The following is a 14827-nucleotide window of genomic DNA, read 5'->3' as shown; positions in this document are numbered from 1 at the left end:
GTCAGCGCCGCCGTCCCAGCCACCACAGCAGCAATACCGACGCGGCGATCGCCGCCACGTTGAACTGCATGGCGCTGGCGAACGCGCGCGCATAGCGATCGCCGAGCGCCGCGTCGGCGTGCGCGTCCAGCGCGCCGCTGAACAGCATGCCGGCGGCGGACACGCCCAGCGCCGCGCCGACCTGTTGCAGCGTCGAGACCACGCCGGCGGCCATGCCCGCGTGATGGTCCTGCACCAACCCCAGCGCGAGGTTGACCAGCGGTGTATTGACCGCACCCTGCGCGGCGCCCAGCCAGATCAGCGCCGGCACCAGCGACCAGGGCGCGAGCAGGGCGCCGGCCGCGTCCACCTGCCACATCAACGCGGCCGTGGCGCCGCCGTACAGCATCGCGGCCACCATGATGGCGCGCGTGCCGAAGCGCGCCACGAGTCGCGGCGCGGCCATCGAGCCCGCCACGAAGCCGACGCTGGCGGGCGCGAACACCGCGCCCGCCGTCAGCGCGTCCACGCCCAGCCCGGTCTGCAACAGCAGGGCGTAGCACAGGAACATCGCGCTGGCGGTGGAGAACACCAGCGTCACCAGCAGGCAGCCTGCCGCGAATCGGGGCTGCGCCAGCAGCGCCATATCGACCAGCGGCACGCGCCCGGCGGCGCCGGCGCGGCGCTGCGTCCACACGAACAGCGCCAGCAACGCGACCGCCGCCGCGCCGCAGGCCAGCGTCCACACGGGCCAATGGCGCGCCGGGCCTTCGACCAGCGCCAGCAGCAACAGGCCCAGTCCCGCGCCGACCAGCGCCGAGCCGCCCCAGTCCATCGGCGCGCCGGCGGCGTCGCGCGATTCGGGGATGTGGCGCGCCAGCCGCCAGGCCAGCACGCCAAGCGGCACGTTCACCAGGAAGATCGTGCGCCACGCCAGGCCGAACAGGTCGGCGTGCACGATCCAGCCGCCCAGCACCTGGCCGGCGATGGCCGCCAGCCCCAGCGTCATGCCGAGCAGGCCGAAGGCGCGGCGGCGCGCGTGGCCGTCGTAGCTGACGCGGATCAGCGCGTAGACCTGCGGGAACAGCATGGCCGCCGCCACGCCCTGCAGCACGCGCGCGCCGATCAGCGTGCTGGCATCGGGCGCCAGCCCGCACAGCGCCGAGGCCAGCGCGAAGCCGGCCATGCCCAGCATGAACAGGCGCCGGCGGCCATGGCGGTCGCCGAGCCGGCTGCCGGCGATCAGCAGCACGCCATAGGCCAGCTCGTAGGCGACGATGATGAAATTGATCTGTGCGAAGCTGGCCGACAGCGTGTGCTGCATGCTGGGGATGGCGACGTTGACCACGAACAGGTCGAAGATCGTGATGAAGCCGCCGGACAGCAGCACGGCCAGGCCGAGCGGGCCCGGCGTGGCGGGGCGGGCGGAGGTGTCGGGGCAGGGCGAGGGCAGGGTGGCGCAGGGCATGGACAGGCCGCGGGAGTGGGGATTGGCGCTATTCTGTGGGCTGTTCCAGACTTATACAATTTAGCTGTTTATGCTATTACTGAAGGCAATAGCCTATGCCCCGTTCCCCTTCGCATGACGCCGCGCCCGCGCCGCGCACCGGCGCGCTCGGCACGGGCGCGCAGCGGCTGGACCGTACGCGCGGCGACCTCGCCGAATTCCTGCGGCTGCGCCGCGAGCGCCTGAGTCCGGCCGCGCTGGGCCTGCCCGCCGGCGGCCGCCGGCGCACCCCTGGCCTGCGGCGCGAGGAAGTGGCGGCGCTGGCCGGCGTCGGCCTGGCCTGGTACACCTGGTTCGAGCAGGGCCGCAACATCAGCGTGTCGGCCACCTTCCTGGAAAACCTGGCGCGCGTGCTGCGGCTGGACGCGGCGGAACGGCGCCACCTGTACCTGCTGGCGCACCAGCGTCCGCCGGCGGAACCGGGGCGCACCTGGTGCACCGTGCCGCCGCAGGTGCGGCGCCTGATGGACGACCTGCCCGCGCGTCCCGCCTATATCCTCAACCTGCGCTGGGACGTGGTGGTGTGGAATGCCGCCGCCGAACGCGTGTTCGGTTTCGGCGCGCAGCCGACGGGGCGGCGCAACCTGCTGTGGATGCTGTTCGTGGATCCGGCGATGCGCGAACTGTTCGTCGATTGGCCGGCTCAGGCGCCGGCCATGCTGTCCACCTTCCGGCGGGATTTCGCCTCGGCCTCGGGCGCGCCGGACATCACCGAACTGGTCGACGAACTGGAGCGCGTCGCGCCCGAGTTCAAGGCCTGGTGGCGCGAGCACGACGTGCACGGCGCCTGCATGGGCGTGCGCAGCCTGCGCCTGCCGACGCTGGGAGAGGTGGCGTTCGAGCATTCCACCCTGTCGGTCGATGAAAGCCGCCACCTGCGCCTGGTGGTGTACGCGCCCGCGCCGGACGAGCCGCAGGCCATGGCCTTCGCGCGCTGGCTGGCGCGCAAGCCGCGCGCGGCCGTGCGTGGCTCCAGAGATTAGGCGCCGCGTGGTTCTACGGCGGGGGCGCGGCGCGCTTCTATAGTCGGGGCGATCCGCCACTTCCGCCCACGCCATGTCCACTGAAATCCTGCCGCGCCGCCAGGCCTTGTCGCTGCTCATCGTGGTGGTGCTGGCCTGGGGGCTCACCTGGGTCGTCAGCAAACTGCTGCTGCAATACATGACCCCGATCTGGGCGGTGGCCGCGCGCAGCGTCGTCGGCACCGCCGCGTTGCTGGCGCTGGGCCTGGCGCTGCGGCGCGTGGCGTGGCCGGTCAAGGCCGACATTCCGGTGATCCTGAGCGTGGGCCTGCTGCACATGGGCGCGTTCGCCGCGCTCGTCAGCCTCGGACTGCAATACGTGCCGGCCGGCCGCTCGGTGGTGCTGGCCTACACCACGCCGCTGTGGGTCATTCCCGCCGCCCGCGTGTTGCTGGGCGAGCCGATCGGACGCGGACGGCAACTGGGGCTGGCGCTGGGCGTGCTCGGGCTGGCCGTCATTTTCAATCCGTTGGCGTTCGACTGGGGCAATCACGAGGCGGTGTTTGGCAACGGCCTGGTGCTGCTCGCGGCGCTGTGCTGGGCCGCCAATATCGTCTACGTGCGCGCGCATCGCTGGGTCACGCCGCCGTTCGAGTTGGCGTTCTGGCAGGCGCTGCTGGCCTCCGGCGTGCTGGCCGCGGTGGCCTGGGCGGCGGAGGGCGCGCCGCGCGTGCTGTGGCATGCGGACCTGGCCTGGCTGCTGGGCTACGGCGGGGTGTTTGGCATCGCCGTGGCCTATTGGGCGGCGGTGAACGTGAACCGGTCCCTGCCCGCGGGCGTCACCGCGATCGGCCTGCTGGGCGTGCCGGTGGTGGGCCTGCTGTGCTCGGCGGCGCTGCTGCATGAGCCGCTGAGTGCGCCGCTGTTGCTGGGCATGGCGCTGATCGTGGCCGGCATCGCCGCCGGCGTGCTGGACAACGAGCGCCGATAGCGGCGGGAATCAAGAAGGCGCTTGACGGCCGGAATCGTGTCTGTGTATCGTAAGACCTATATCTTAAGATACATCGTAAGTAATACGTCAGACACCAGCGAGGCCCCCATGCGCCACTTTCATTTCCTGACCGCTTTCGCCCGTGGCTCGCGCCATGCGTTGCACGAGCGCCGCCATGGCCACCATGGCCATCACGAATCCCACGATCACCACGGCCATCATGGCCGCCACGAGTTCCACGATCATCACGATCACCACGGCCGTCACGAACGCCATGGCCACGCCGGCCATGACGCGGACGGCTTGCACGGCGGCCGCGGCCGCCATGGCCGCCACGCCGGCGGCGGTCGCGGCTGGTTCGGCGGTCCCTGGGGCGGCAATGGCCGCGGCGGCGATGCCGACGACAGCTTCGGCGGCGATGGCCGTCACTGGGCGCGCGGCCGCAAGGTCACCGCCGACGACCTGCAACTGATGTTGCTCGGCCTGCTGGAACAGAACCCCAGCCACGGCTACGAGCTGATCAAGGCGCTGGGCGCGATGTCCAACGGCTTCTACACGCCCAGCCCGGGCATGGTGTATCCGGCGCTGACCTATCTCGAAGAACTGGGCTACGCCACCGTCGAGCAGGAGGGCAGCAAGAAGCGCTACCACCTGGCGGACCCGGGCCGCGAACACCTGGAAGCCAACCGCGAGCGCCTGTCGGTGATGTTCAACAAGCTCAAGCACGTGGCCCGCAAGATGGACTGGATGCGCCAGGCCTGGAGCGGCGAGCCGCGCGCTGCCGCCGAGGAAGACGCCAGCGGCTGGATCGACGAGTTCGTGCACGCCCGCCAGGAGATCCGCCACGCGCTGCTGCAACGCACCGAGGCCTCGCCCGCCGAGCAACGTCGCATCGCCGCCATCCTGCGTCGCGCGACCGCGGAAATCACCGGCAAGAGCTGTGACTGATTCCGCCTATCCCATTGGAGACCCCATGACCCGTAGCGACCTGACTGTCGAACGCGTGCGCCATCCCCTGAAGATGCGCATCCTGACCGTGGCGCGCGTCGAGCGCATCGCCGGCCTGCTGGCCCGCGTCACCTTCACCGGCGAAGACCTGCGCGACTTCGTGTCCGCGTCCTTCGACGACCACGTGAAGCTGTTTTTTCCCGCCGATCCGTCGCAACCGCTGCTGTTGCCCGAGGTCGGTCCCGACGGCATCAAATTCCCCGACGGCGCGCCGCGCCCGGCCGCGCGCGACTACACGCCGCGCCGCTACGATGCCGCGCGCGAGGAGCTGGATATCGACTTCGTGCTGCATGGCGACGGCCCGGCCTCGACCTGGGCCGAGCAGGCCGAGGCTGGCCAGCGCCTGGGCATCGGCGGACCGCGCGGTTCGTTCGTGGTGCCCAAGGGCTTCGATTGGCACGTGTTGATCGGCGACGAGACCGCGCTGCCCGCCATCGCCCGCCGCCTGGAGGAACTGCCCGCGACCGCGCAGGCCCTGGTGCTGGTCGAAGTGCCGGCCGCCGCCAACGAGATCCCGCTGCCGACCCAAGCGCAGGCCACCGTGCGCTGGCTGCACCGCGACGGCACCGCGGCCGGCTACAGCACGCTGCTGCTGGAAGCCGCGCGTGAGCTGGCGCTGCCGCCCGGCGAGGGCTACACCTGGATCGCGGCCGAGTCGGCCGTGGCCAAGGCGGTGCGTGAAATCATGGTCGCGCAGCACGGCGTCGACAAGCGCCGCATCCGCGCCGCCAGCTACTGGAAGCGCGGCGCCATCGCCGTGCACGAATCGCACGACGATTGACGTCGCGCGCGCGACTACCCCTGCGCCAGCGCCAGCAGGTTGGCCACCCGTCCGCCGGGCGCGTCGTCGCGCACCGCCAGCCCCAGCACCGCGCGCGGCCAGTCCAGCGCGAAGGGACGGTAGACCACGCCGTCCGGACGCAGGTGGCGCAGCGACGCCGGCACGATCGCCACGCCCATGCCCGCCGCCACCAGGTTCACCGCCGATGACAACTGCGGCGCGCGCTGGCCCGGCAGCGGGTTCAGCCCATGCTGGCGGCACGCCGCCATGATGTCCGCGCTCAGGCCGTATCCCGACTTGCGTGAATACTGAATGAAGCGCTCCTGCGCCAGGTCGGCCGGCGCCAACCGCTTGCGCCGCGCCAGCGCGTGGCCCAGCGGCAGCGCCACCACCAGCGGCTCTTCCGTCAACTGCATGAAGCGCAGGCCGCCCTTCATCGCGAACGGCGGCCGCACGAAGGCGGCGTCGATCAGCCCGTCGCGCAGCCGCGCCACCAGCGTTTCGCTGTCATCCTGCGACAGCGTCATTTCCACATCGGGGTATTGCTGCCGGTAGAGCCGGATCAATTCGGTCACCACCGGATGGAACGACGCCGATTCGGTGAAGCCCAACGACAGTTCACCGACCTCGCCGCGCGCCGCGCGTTGCGCCGTCCGCGCCGCGTCCTGCGCGCGCTGCAGGATGTCCTGTGCGCAGGCAAGGAAGGCGCGGCCGGCATCGTTCAGGCTGACGCCGCGGCCGCGCCGCTCGAACAGCGGCGTGCCGATCTCCGCTTCCAGTTGTCGGATCTGCTGCGACAGCGGCGGCTGCGCCATGCCCAACTGCTCGGCCGCGCGGGTGAAGTGCTGGGCCTCGGCGGTGGCCACGAAATAGCGCAGGTGGCGCAGTTCCATATTGGTATCCAAAAAGTACCAGTTATCAATTTTCCATATATTGGACATTCTAGTGTGGCGCCACGATGATGCGGATATCCCCCTCTTCGTCTTCCAAAGGAATGCGCATGGCTTCGACTCCCACTCCCGGCGCGCTGCTGCGCCGCCATCTGGCCCAGGACATCGTGGTGGCGCCCGGCGCCTACGATGGCATGTCGGCCCGCCTGGTGGCGGCGGCCGGCTTCAATGCCGTCTACGCCAGCGGCGGCGCCATCGCGCGCGCCGCGGGTTACCCCGACATCGGCCTGTTGAGCTTCACCGAGGTCATGGACCGGGTCGAGAAGATCGTCGACGCCAGCGGCCTGCCGGTGGTGGCCGACGCCGACACCGGCTTCGGCGGCTCGGCCAACGTCGAGCGCACCGTGCGCATCATGGAACGGGCCGGGGTCGCGGCCTTCCACATCGAGGACCAGTCGTTTCCCAAGCGCTGCGGCCACCTGGACGACAAGAGCCTGGTGGACGCGGAGGAAATGTGCCGCAAGGTCCACATCGCCCGCCAGACGCTTGCCGACGCCGACACGATGGTGATCGCGCGCACCGACGCCATCGCGGTGGAAGGCTTCGATGCGGCCATCGCGCGCGCCGAGCGCTATGTGAAGGCCGGCGCCGACATGGTGTTCGTCGAGGCCCCGGAAACGCTGGAGCAGATCCGCGCCATTGCCGACCGGCTGCCGGGCCTGAAGCTGATCAACATGTTCTATGGCGGCAAGACCCCGCTGGTGCCGCTGCCCGACCTGGCCGCGATGGGCTATCGCCTGGCGATCATTCCATCGGACCTGCAGCGCGCCGCCATCCACGCGATGCAGGCCACGCTGGCGGCGATCCGCGAGACTGGCGACAGCAGCGCGCTGGCCGAGCGCCTGACCAGTTTCAAGGAACGCGAGGAGATCGTGCAGACCCGTCGTTACCTGGCGCTGGACGCGCAGTAGCGGGGCGCGGATGCGGCGCGCCGGCGCGAGCTGGCCTCACTGGCGGCAGCGCTGCGGCATCGACAGCGGCCACAGCCGCTGGTTGTAGCTGCCGCGGAGCGTGCGGATGCCGCATTCCATGGTGACGCGCGCCACCATCGTGCCGCGCTCGTCCACGATCATCGAGATGTCCCGCGTCGACACCACGGCGCGCTGGTTGGCAAACGCCGAGGCCCACAGATACACCGGGGTGATCGCCAGCCGGCCCTGGCCGTCGGCGTAGCCGTAGCGGTCGCCAACCAGGACCGGCGCCAGGCCATCGCGGCGCGGGCCGATGTGGTCGAACGTCGGTCCGGTCGCCACGCCCTTGTCGTTGACCGCGCGCATGTTGCCGTTGGGCAGCACCATGGCTGCCTGGCCTTCGGAGAACGAGGTCGCGGTGCCCGGCAGGGTCATGCGGGTCTTGCCCGTGGTGTCGGTGTAAACGGTGACCGGGTTGCCCTCGGCGTCGGTGTCCGAACGCAGCAACCAGGCCGAGCCTGCCGGCCAGTACCAGTCGCCGGCAGGCAGGCTGGCCACGGTCTTGCCGTGTTCGTCGATCAGGCGGGCGCCGTCTTCGCCGCTGACCAGCGCGCGCGGCGGCGTGCCCTGGAATGGCGTGCCGGCCACCGCGCCCGGCGCGATCTGCCAGCGGCCCTGGCCATCCACGTAGCCGTGGCGGTCGGCGCGGCGGATGGCGAGCCAGGTGCCCATGGGTGTGTAGTTCGCGTCCTGCAGGTCGAGCGCGTCGGAGGCGTCGGGTGCGATGATCCAGCGGTTCTTCTGGCTGTAGGCCAGATAGGCGCCGCTGCCGTCGCGCGACACTTCCAGCGCCGGCTGAAAGCGGGTCAGGGCGCGTCCCTCGCGATTGAACAGCGCGGCCGGGCGGCGGTAGTCCTCTTCCTTCGAGCCCGCCTGGTACATCAGCCACAGCTTGTCGTTGACGCGGCGGGCGTCGTTGTGGCGCGGCGGCACGACCCACTTGCCCTGCGGATCGATCACGCCCACCTTGTCCTTGCCGAGCGCGGCGATGGCGCGGCCGTCGTGGAACGCGCCGATGTACTGGAAGGCCGGGGCCGACACTTCCTTGCCGGCGATGAAGTCGTACAGGCCCCACGGATCGCCTTCGGCCGCGGTCTTCAGGTAGCGTACCAGCCCCGGCGCGACCACTTCGGCCTCGAAGTAGTCGGGCAGGTCGTAGGTCTTGCCGGCGCGGTCGACCAGGCGCGTCTCGCCCTTGGCGTAGATCAGCGCGTAACCATGGCGGAAGGCGCCGATGTGCTGTTGCAGCGGCAGGTCCATCGGCTTGCCGCGGCCGTCGAGCAGTTGCATGCCCGCGTCGCTCTGCGCGGCGAAGCGCAACTGGTCGGCGGTCAGCGGTTCGGCCTCGGCGTCGTCCTGCGCCGTGTCGTCGTCGCGCGGGCCGTCCAGCGGCACGATCTCGCTCCAGTCCTTGTGGGTGGCGACGCTGCCGTCGGCCAACAGCAGCCCGGCGCCGCCTTCCGTGCAGTGGCAATAGCCCTGTCCCAGCACGCCGAGCGGGCCATCCGGCACGTCCAGCGGCAAGTCGCGCAGTTGCGAGCCTTGCGCCGCTTCGACCGCCTCGGGCTGCAGCACCGCGCGGCCATCGGCGTCGATCGCGTTGAGCAACTGGCCGTCCTGGCTGGAGACCCACAGCTTGCCCTGGCGCACCGCCAGCCGGCCGGCCTGCGCCAGCCAGGGCGGCGCGCTCTCGCCCTGCAGCCAGACGCCTTTGGGCGTCAGCAGGCCGGCCACGTTGCCGGCCTTGTCGCGCAACAGCAGATAGCCGCCTTCGTTCTCCTCGGGCTTGAGGTCGGGGCTGCCCAGCGTCAGGGCCTCGGGGCGTCCGGGCACGTAGGCCTTGAGCCTGTCGCCCGAGACGTAGACCAGCGTGTTGTCGTAGATGTTCGAGGCGTTCGCTTCCTCGTTGGTAAGCGTGGCAATGGAGTGGCCGCGCGCGTCCAGCAGCGCGTAGCCCTTGGTGGGCAGTTGCGCGCTCCAGAAGGCCTTGCCGACGCGGCCCAGGCGCTGGTAGCGCTTGCCTTCGCCAATCAGTGCGCCCTGCTCGTCGATCAGCACCACCTCTTCGTCGCCGATGCCGAGCGCCAGCGGAGCGTCCTTCTGCCGCGTGATGTCGCTGAACTTCGGTTCCACGCGCCAGTTCCAGTCGGCGTCGAGCAGGCCGTACATGCCATGGTTGTCGATGCCGATGAACAGGTCCTTGCCGAAGCTCGACACCACCCGCAGGCCATCCTTGGCGTAGCGGCGTTCGCCGTCGGGGGAGCGGTATTCCTCGCGATAGGTGACGGACAGTTGCGCGGGCCGGCCCTCGCCCAGGATCACGTTTTCGACGCTGGCATCGAGCGCATCGCCCACGGCCTTGCCGCTGCGGTCGATCAACTGGCGCTGGCCGTCCAGCGTCACTACCGCCAGCCCGGCCTCGACGAAGTCGCCGACGCTGTCATAGCGCGGCGGCACCGCCATCCTGCCCCTAGCGTCGATATAGCCCCACTTGCCCTTCCAGCGCACCGCGGCCAGGCCATGGTGGAAGCTGCCGACGCGCTCGAACTGCGGCGGGACCACCAGCTTGCCGTTGCCATCGATGAAGCCCCAGGCATGCCGGCGCAGCGACTGGTCGGTCGGCACGCGGTCGATTTCCTCGAGCGAGGACGGCAGCAGCACGGCGGCGCGGTTGTCCGACAGCGGCCCGATGCAGCCAGTGGGGCCCTGGTAGGCCTGGATGTCACGGCTGGTCGCGGCCGGATCCATCAGGCCGTCGACGCAGGGGATGCCGTTCTGGCGGTACTGGGCGTGGGCGGACAGCGACAGGCCTAGCGCGGCGACGGCGCAGGCGATACGGGTAGCGTGAAACGCGCGCGTGGTCATGATTGTTCTGCTTTGGTGGATTCGGGGACGGGCACGCCTTCGGTCCCGACGGCGTCGGGGCAGGTCAGCTCCTCGCGCGGCCAGGTCACGCGTTCCTGCCCGTCCATCACGATGATCTGGCCGCACAGCAGGCCGAAGATGGCGGTGGTCTTGCCGCGGGTGTCGATGAATTCCAGCAGGCGATCGCGGCGCACCAGTGCGCGCCCCTCCTTGAAGTCGCCGGCCCAGCCGAACTCGGGCGGGATCACGTAGCGCCCGCTCAGGTCGATGTAGCCGAGCAGCTTGCCGCTGCGTTGGTCGCGCCGCGCCAGCGCCAGCCCGTCGCGCAGCGGGCCGAGCTTGTTGAAGTAGGGGCCGACGATGCGCTTGCCGGATGCATTGACGAAACCGTAGCGGTCGCCGTGGCCGCGATAGGCCACCACGCCCTCGCTGGCGGTGTCCTCTTCAACCGCGAACTCGCCCTTGAATCGCGTGATTTCGCGACCCTGGAGATCGGTCATGACGCTTTCCGCCGTGTCGCGGTCGCGGAAGATCACCCGCTGCATGGAGGCCAGCGGCGTGCCGTCGCCGAGTTTTTCGAGCAGGGCCTTGCCGTTTTCGTCCATCAGGCGGTAGCGCTGGCCGTCGTAGACGCGCGCCAGGCCCTCGGGCTGGACGAAGAAGGGGTTGAACTCGCCGTTGCTGGCGGAGACCTTGAGGTTGCCGCGCGCGTCGATCGCGCCGTTGCGCGAACGGTATTGCACGTAGATCCAGTCGCCGAACTGATCCTGGCGCTCGGGCACGCCGTCGAACAGGCGGGTCATGCCGCCGCCTGCGTCGAACAGCAGCGTGCCGCCGTCCTTGCCCTGTCCCAGGTAGCGGCCGTGTTTCAGGTCCTGCGGTTTCTCGTGCAGCACCGCGCTGCGCTTGCCGCTGGGCAAGTGGATCAGGCGGTAGTCGTCGCGGTAGTCCGAGTCATTCTTGCCTTTGGGCTCGCGCACCAGCAGGTAGCCGTTGCCGAGGTAGTCCAGGTCGTAGCTGCCGGTGTAGGTGGCAGGCACGACCCACTTGCCATGGCGGTCGATGATGCCCCAGCGGTCGCGGTCCTGCGCCTTGGCCCAGTTGTCCTGGAAATCCTCGATCCGGCCCAGCGTCGGCGCCACGGCGACGCTGGCGCTGCGGATGTTCCACAGTCCCCAGCGGCGGTTGCGGCGCTCGTCCTGCTTGTAGAAGTAGAGCAGGTCGCCGTCGATCTTCTCGCCGTTGACTTCTACGTAGGCCGGCAGCTTCTGCGCGTTGCCCCGTGTGTCGATCAGCACGGCCTCGTCGCGGCTCATGCCCGGCGTGCGCGCCCAACTGTAGGCGCCCTTGAAGCCGCCGATGCCGGCGTAGGTGGGCGGCAGGATCCAGTTGCCCTCGGCGTCGATCGCGCCGACGGTGCGCTTGCGCGTCTTCACCAGCAACGGCGCGGCGGCGTCGTAGGTGCTCATGTCGTCCCAGTCGGGATTGGTGACGATCTTGCCCGAGCGCGTCAGGATGCCGGTGGGCTGCTGGTAGTCGTTCGGCCGCAGCAGGGCCAGCGGCAATTGGTCGGCGTCGGGCCCGGCCTCGCGCGATCTGTCGTTGGCGCGCCGGGGGGAGAAGGGCAGCACGCGATATTGGCCCAGGCGTTCGGCGGTATCGCTGTCGAGCAGCGCCGTGCCGTCGGCGCGGTAGATCTGGCGCAGCGTGGCTTCGCTGTCGGTGCCGGCCACCGCGACGCTGGTGGCGGCATCGGCCGCGGCTTCGACGGCGGCGGGGACCGCGTTGTCGACCGCGGCATCGACCGTCGGGCCCGCGATGTCGACTGCCGCGGCATCGGTCGCCGGACCGCTGGCGTCGGCAGTCGTTGGCGTCGGCGCGGATTCGATGATGGCCGGCGCCGCCGGTGGCGGGGGATCGGCGGGGCCGGCGCCCGCTTCGGCCGGCGCCGCGGCGGCGTCGGCGTGGTCCGTCTCCGAGACAGGCTTGGCCGCGTCGCTCGCGAACGCGTCGCCGGGGCCCTGGGCGTACAACCAGGCCAGGCCATCGTCGCTGACCGTGACACGGCCGAAGGCGGCCGGCGTCACCACGATATTGCCGCCCGGGGCGATCATCACGACCGCGTCGACGTCGGTCAGCACCTTCCAGCCGCCGCTTTCCTCCACGCCCACATAGGGGTTCGTGAAGGTGCGCATCGGCCGCAGGTTGGCATCCAGCAGCACGTACTGCGCCGTGTCGCGGGGTTTGACCAGCCACAGGCCCGCGCCGGGCCGGACTACGCTTTCATAGCGGCCCGCCGTCAGCGGCGAGCCGTCGGGCCGCACGAATGCCCAGGCCTCGTCGCGGTGCACGGCGAGCGTGTCGCCGTCGCGCAGCGGCGGCTGATCCGAGCCCAGCACCTCGGGCGCGATGGCCCATTTGCCGTCGGCATCCAGCAGGCCCCACAGGCCGCCGTAGCGGGTGCTGCGGCGCTGCGCCGGCAGCGTGTCGGCGACCGGCCGCTCCAGCCGCATCACGTCGGCCGGCAGCGTCAGGGCGCGGCCGGTCGCGGTGTTGAACAGGCGCGGCGCCTGCGGCACTTCCATCGCCGCCAGTTTCTGGCCCGGCTCGAACCCCCAGGATCGCGTGCCCAGTTCGAAGGTCTTGACGACCTGGCCCTGGCGATTGATGAGCACGTCGCGCTCATTGTCCTCGACCAGCGCGGTGCCCGCGGCGTTGAAGCCCGAGGCGCGCGCGAAGCGCGGCTTGATCACCCAGGCGCCGCGCGTATCGATGTAGCCCCACAGGCCATCCTGCCGCACCGCGGCCAGCCCGTTCTGGAACGACTCGGCGTCCTGGTAGGCCGGCGTGATGACCATCCGGCCCTGCTTGTCGATATAGCCCCAGGTGCCGGCCGCATCGCTCGCCTTGCCCGTCAACACCGCCGCCAGGCCTTCGGCATAGTCGCGGTTGCAGGAGACGTCCGGGGTGATGGCATAGGTGCGGCCGACGCAATCGTATTGCCAGTCGGCGAACGCCTCTTCCGCCCGGCCGCTGCCGGCATGCAGGCCGGCCAGCGCCGCGGCCAGGGCCAGCGGCCGCCACATGACGGCGCGCCTCATGACGCGGTCCGCGCGGCGGCGCACGGGAGGGCTGTGAGGGGAATCAAGCGAAGCCGGACGTGCCGCATGGTGGTGATGCCTGCCAAAGAGGAACGAAGGCAGCACTGTAACCAGCAGTAGCAGGTAAAGAAGCGGCAAATGTAACTATAGAAAACGAACCGTTAACAACGCGTCCGCAAACGCTTCAGTTGTCGAGCCAGGCGCCTTGCTGGCGCATGCGCGAGCGCAGCAGCGACCGCGCGCGCGACAGGCGGCTGCGCACCGTACCGATCGGCAGATCCAGTTGCGTCGCCGCTTCCTCGTACGACATGCCGTCGGCGCAGATCAGCATCACCACGTCGCCCAGGTCGGGCGGCAGGGCGGCCAAGGACCGGTCCATGATGCGCAGCGTCTGCAGCAGTTCGGTGCGGGCGGCGGGGTCCGAGCGGCGATCGTGTTCCTCGGCCAGGGCGTCCTCGCTCACGAACGCATAGCGCCGTTCGGGGGCGCGCGACAGGTGGTTGCGGATGAGGTTGCGAGCAATGCCGAACAGCCAGGTCGACGGCTTGCTCTCGCCTCGGAAGCGGTCGTAGCACGATGTCATTTCGACGAAGGCCTGCTGCGTGATTTCCTCCGCGTCGGAACTGTTGCCCACCTGGCGCAGCACGAAGCGGCGCAGGCGTTCGGACTCGTCCCGCACCAACTGGCTGACCGGATCGGCGTGCGGCGAGGACGGGATGACGGCGGACGGACAGGAAGCAGGGGGCATGGTGGCGGCGCAGCGGGTCGTGGACGGGAGCGCCCGCAGCGCCGCGGCGGGCGCCTGGCGCGGGCGCGCACCTGTCCTGCGCGGCCCGGGCGGGTCCGCGCGGAAAGTGGCGTGGAGGAGTGCGGTGCAGCCCCGCGATCTCCCATGGCCCTGTCGGAAAGAGAAAGCGGATGCTGCGAAACCAGTCTACGTTTGGAAGATTCGGTAGCAAATACGGCGCGTGCCGTATTTTGGCGAGCGCGGCGAGGCCGCGCTCAGGCAGGCGTCGCGCGGATCAGGCGCAGGGCAGGCCCAGGCGCACCGCGTAGGCGACCAGCTCGGCAGTGCTGTGCAGCGCGAGCTTGCGCATCAGGTTCTCGCGATGCTTGCGCGCGGTCAGCGGGCTGATGTGCAGGGCCTCGCCGATCTGCGCGGCGGTGGCGCCCTGCGCAGCCAGCGCCAGCACCTGCTGCTCGCGCCGCGTCAGGGTTTCGGCCGGCGCCGGCGCGTGCGTGGACCGCGGCTGGGCCGGGCGTCCGGCCCGGCCGTCATGCAGGCGCTGGATCGCCGCCATCAGTTCGCGCGAGTTGCCGGTCTTGGCCAGGTATTCGTCGGCGCCGGCCTCCAGGATCGCCTGGCGGCTGCGGGCGTCGGTATTGGCGGTCAGCACCATGATGTGCAGGGCGGGATGGCGCACGCGCAGCGCGCGCACCCAGCCCGACCCAGCCACACCGGGCATGCCCAGGTCCAGCACCAGCACGTCGGCGCCGTGCGCGGCCAGCAGCGCCAGCACCTGCTCGCCGGTGGCCGCTTCGTCGATCGAACCGATCATCGCGCCCGCCTGGCTCAGCACCATTTTCAGGCCCTCGCGCACGATGCCATGGTCATCGGCCAGCAGGACGCGCAGCAGGGGAGGCGGGGAGGTCGGAGTCATGAAGGCGGTGAGGGGGCCGCGGCTTGTGTCAGAATGATGCACCATTATAGG

General features: G+C 70.4%; 12 protein-coding genes. 5 read left to right on the top strand and 7 right to left on the bottom strand.

What is annotated here, in order from left to right; translation table 11 throughout:
- Position 1: 1 nt before the first annotated feature.
- Entirely contained in the window at positions 2–1447 is a 1446-nt protein-coding gene (locus AAID08_RS26115; RefSeq protein ID WP_395757111.1) for an MFS transporter, read from the bottom strand.
- Positions 1448–1542: 95 nt separating this feature from the next.
- On the opposite strand from AAID08_RS26115, the gene AAID08_RS26110 reads away from it, so the two are divergent.
- Together AAID08_RS26110 and AAID08_RS26105 are read left to right on the top strand one after the other, a co-directional pair.
- Positions 1543–2469 (top strand): helix-turn-helix transcriptional regulator, encoded by a 927-nt coding sequence (locus tag AAID08_RS26110; protein WP_244976852.1) that lies wholly within the window; start codon positions 1543–1545, stop codon positions 2467–2469.
- A gap of 73 nt (positions 2470–2542) precedes the next feature.
- Entirely contained in the window at positions 2543–3439 is an 897-nt protein-coding gene (locus AAID08_RS26105) for a DMT family transporter (RefSeq protein WP_395757110.1), read from the top strand.
- 87 nt (positions 3440–3526) lie between these two features.
- On the opposite strand, the gene AAID08_RS26100 is transcribed toward AAID08_RS26105, so the two are convergent.
- The gene (locus AAID08_RS26100) at positions 3527–3748 is read right to left on the bottom strand and encodes a hypothetical protein (protein WP_155755518.1); all 222 of its coding nucleotides are present in this window, start codon (positions 3746–3748) and stop codon (positions 3527–3529) included.
- On the opposite strand from AAID08_RS26100, the gene AAID08_RS26095 reads away from it, so the two are divergent.
- Both AAID08_RS26095 and AAID08_RS26090 read left to right on the top strand, forming a co-directional pair.
- The gene (locus AAID08_RS26095) at positions 3743–4387 is read left to right on the top strand and encodes a PadR family transcriptional regulator (protein ID WP_240317270.1); all 645 of its coding nucleotides are present in this window, start codon (positions 3743–3745) and stop codon (positions 4385–4387) included. The genes AAID08_RS26100 and AAID08_RS26095 overlap by 6 nt on opposite strands.
- A 25-nt stretch (positions 4388–4412) precedes the next feature.
- The gene (locus AAID08_RS26090; protein WP_336235211.1) at positions 4413–5228 is read left to right on the top strand and encodes a siderophore-interacting protein; all 816 of its coding nucleotides are present in this window, start codon (positions 4413–4415) and stop codon (positions 5226–5228) included.
- Positions 5229–5242: 14 nt separating this feature from the next.
- Here the strand turns inward: AAID08_RS26090 and AAID08_RS26085 are convergent, their stop codons facing one another.
- Positions 5243–6121, bottom strand: coding sequence for a LysR family transcriptional regulator (locus tag AAID08_RS26085; RefSeq protein WP_336235212.1), 879 nt, complete (start codon positions 6119–6121; stop codon positions 5243–5245).
- A 107-nt stretch (positions 6122–6228) separates the two neighbouring features.
- Here AAID08_RS26085 and AAID08_RS26080 point away from each other — a divergent pair, with 107 nt between their 5' ends.
- Positions 6229–7089 carry an oxaloacetate decarboxylase gene (locus tag AAID08_RS26080; protein WP_054500525.1) on the top strand — a complete coding sequence of 287 codons (861 nt, stop codon included), beginning with the start codon at positions 6229–6231 and terminating at the stop codon, positions 7087–7089.
- Between the two features lie 36 nt (positions 7090–7125).
- Here the strand turns inward: AAID08_RS26080 and AAID08_RS26075 are convergent, their stop codons facing one another.
- From AAID08_RS26075 to AAID08_RS26060, 4 genes are all read right to left on the bottom strand, one after another.
- The gene (locus AAID08_RS26075; protein ID WP_395757109.1) at positions 7126–10014 is read right to left on the bottom strand and encodes a WG repeat-containing protein; all 2889 of its coding nucleotides are present in this window, start codon (positions 10012–10014) and stop codon (positions 7126–7128) included.
- The gene (locus AAID08_RS26070; RefSeq protein WP_395757108.1) at positions 10011–13115 is read right to left on the bottom strand and encodes a WG repeat-containing protein; all 3105 of its coding nucleotides are present in this window, start codon (positions 13113–13115) and stop codon (positions 10011–10013) included. Before AAID08_RS26070 ends, AAID08_RS26075 begins: the two co-directional genes overlap by 4 nt.
- Before the next feature lie 184 nt (positions 13116–13299).
- Positions 13300–13863: an RNA polymerase sigma factor gene (locus AAID08_RS26065; protein WP_054500527.1), complete on the bottom strand. Its 564-nt coding sequence runs from the start codon at positions 13861–13863 to the stop codon at positions 13300–13302.
- 274 nt (positions 13864–14137) lie between these two features.
- Positions 14138–14776, bottom strand: coding sequence for a response regulator transcription factor (locus AAID08_RS26060; RefSeq protein ID WP_054501193.1), 639 nt, complete (start codon positions 14774–14776; stop codon positions 14138–14140).
- Positions 14777–14827: the final 51 nt, after the last annotated feature.

The organism is Achromobacter sp. EB05, from assembly GCF_044232075.1.
Lineage (GTDB): Bacteria > Pseudomonadota > Gammaproteobacteria > Burkholderiales > Burkholderiaceae_B > Achromobacter > Achromobacter dolens.
This window is presented reverse-complemented; position numbering and strand designations above follow the sequence as displayed.

Excerpts from the sequence above, each read along its gene's own strand:
- AAID08_RS26115 (WP_395757111.1), bottom strand. The coding sequence starts at position 1,447 with ATGCCCTGCGCCACCCTGCCCTCGCCCTGCCCCGACACCTCCGCCCGC.
- AAID08_RS26110 (WP_244976852.1), top strand. The coding sequence starts at position 1,543 with ATGCCCCGTTCCCCTTCGCATGACGCCGCGCCCGCGCCGCGCACCGGC.
- AAID08_RS26105 (WP_395757110.1), top strand. The coding sequence starts at position 2,543 with ATGTCCACTGAAATCCTGCCGCGCCGCCAGGCCTTGTCGCTGCTCATC.
- AAID08_RS26090 (WP_336235211.1), top strand. The coding sequence starts at position 4,413 with ATGACCCGTAGCGACCTGACTGTCGAACGCGTGCGCCATCCCCTGAAG.
- AAID08_RS26085 (WP_336235212.1), bottom strand. The coding sequence starts at position 6,121 with ATGGAACTGCGCCACCTGCGCTATTTCGTGGCCACCGCCGAGGCCCAG.
- AAID08_RS26080 (WP_054500525.1), top strand. The coding sequence starts at position 6,229 with ATGGCTTCGACTCCCACTCCCGGCGCGCTGCTGCGCCGCCATCTGGCC.
- AAID08_RS26075 (WP_395757109.1), bottom strand. The coding sequence starts at position 10,014 with ATGACCACGCGCGCGTTTCACGCTACCCGTATCGCCTGCGCCGTCGCC.
- AAID08_RS26070 (WP_395757108.1), bottom strand. The coding sequence starts at position 13,115 with ATGAGGCGCGCCGTCATGTGGCGGCCGCTGGCCCTGGCCGCGGCGCTG.
- AAID08_RS26065 (WP_054500527.1), bottom strand. The coding sequence starts at position 13,863 with ATGCCCCCTGCTTCCTGTCCGTCCGCCGTCATCCCGTCCTCGCCGCAC.
- AAID08_RS26060 (WP_054501193.1), bottom strand. The coding sequence starts at position 14,776 with ATGACTCCGACCTCCCCGCCTCCCCTGCTGCGCGTCCTGCTGGCCGAT.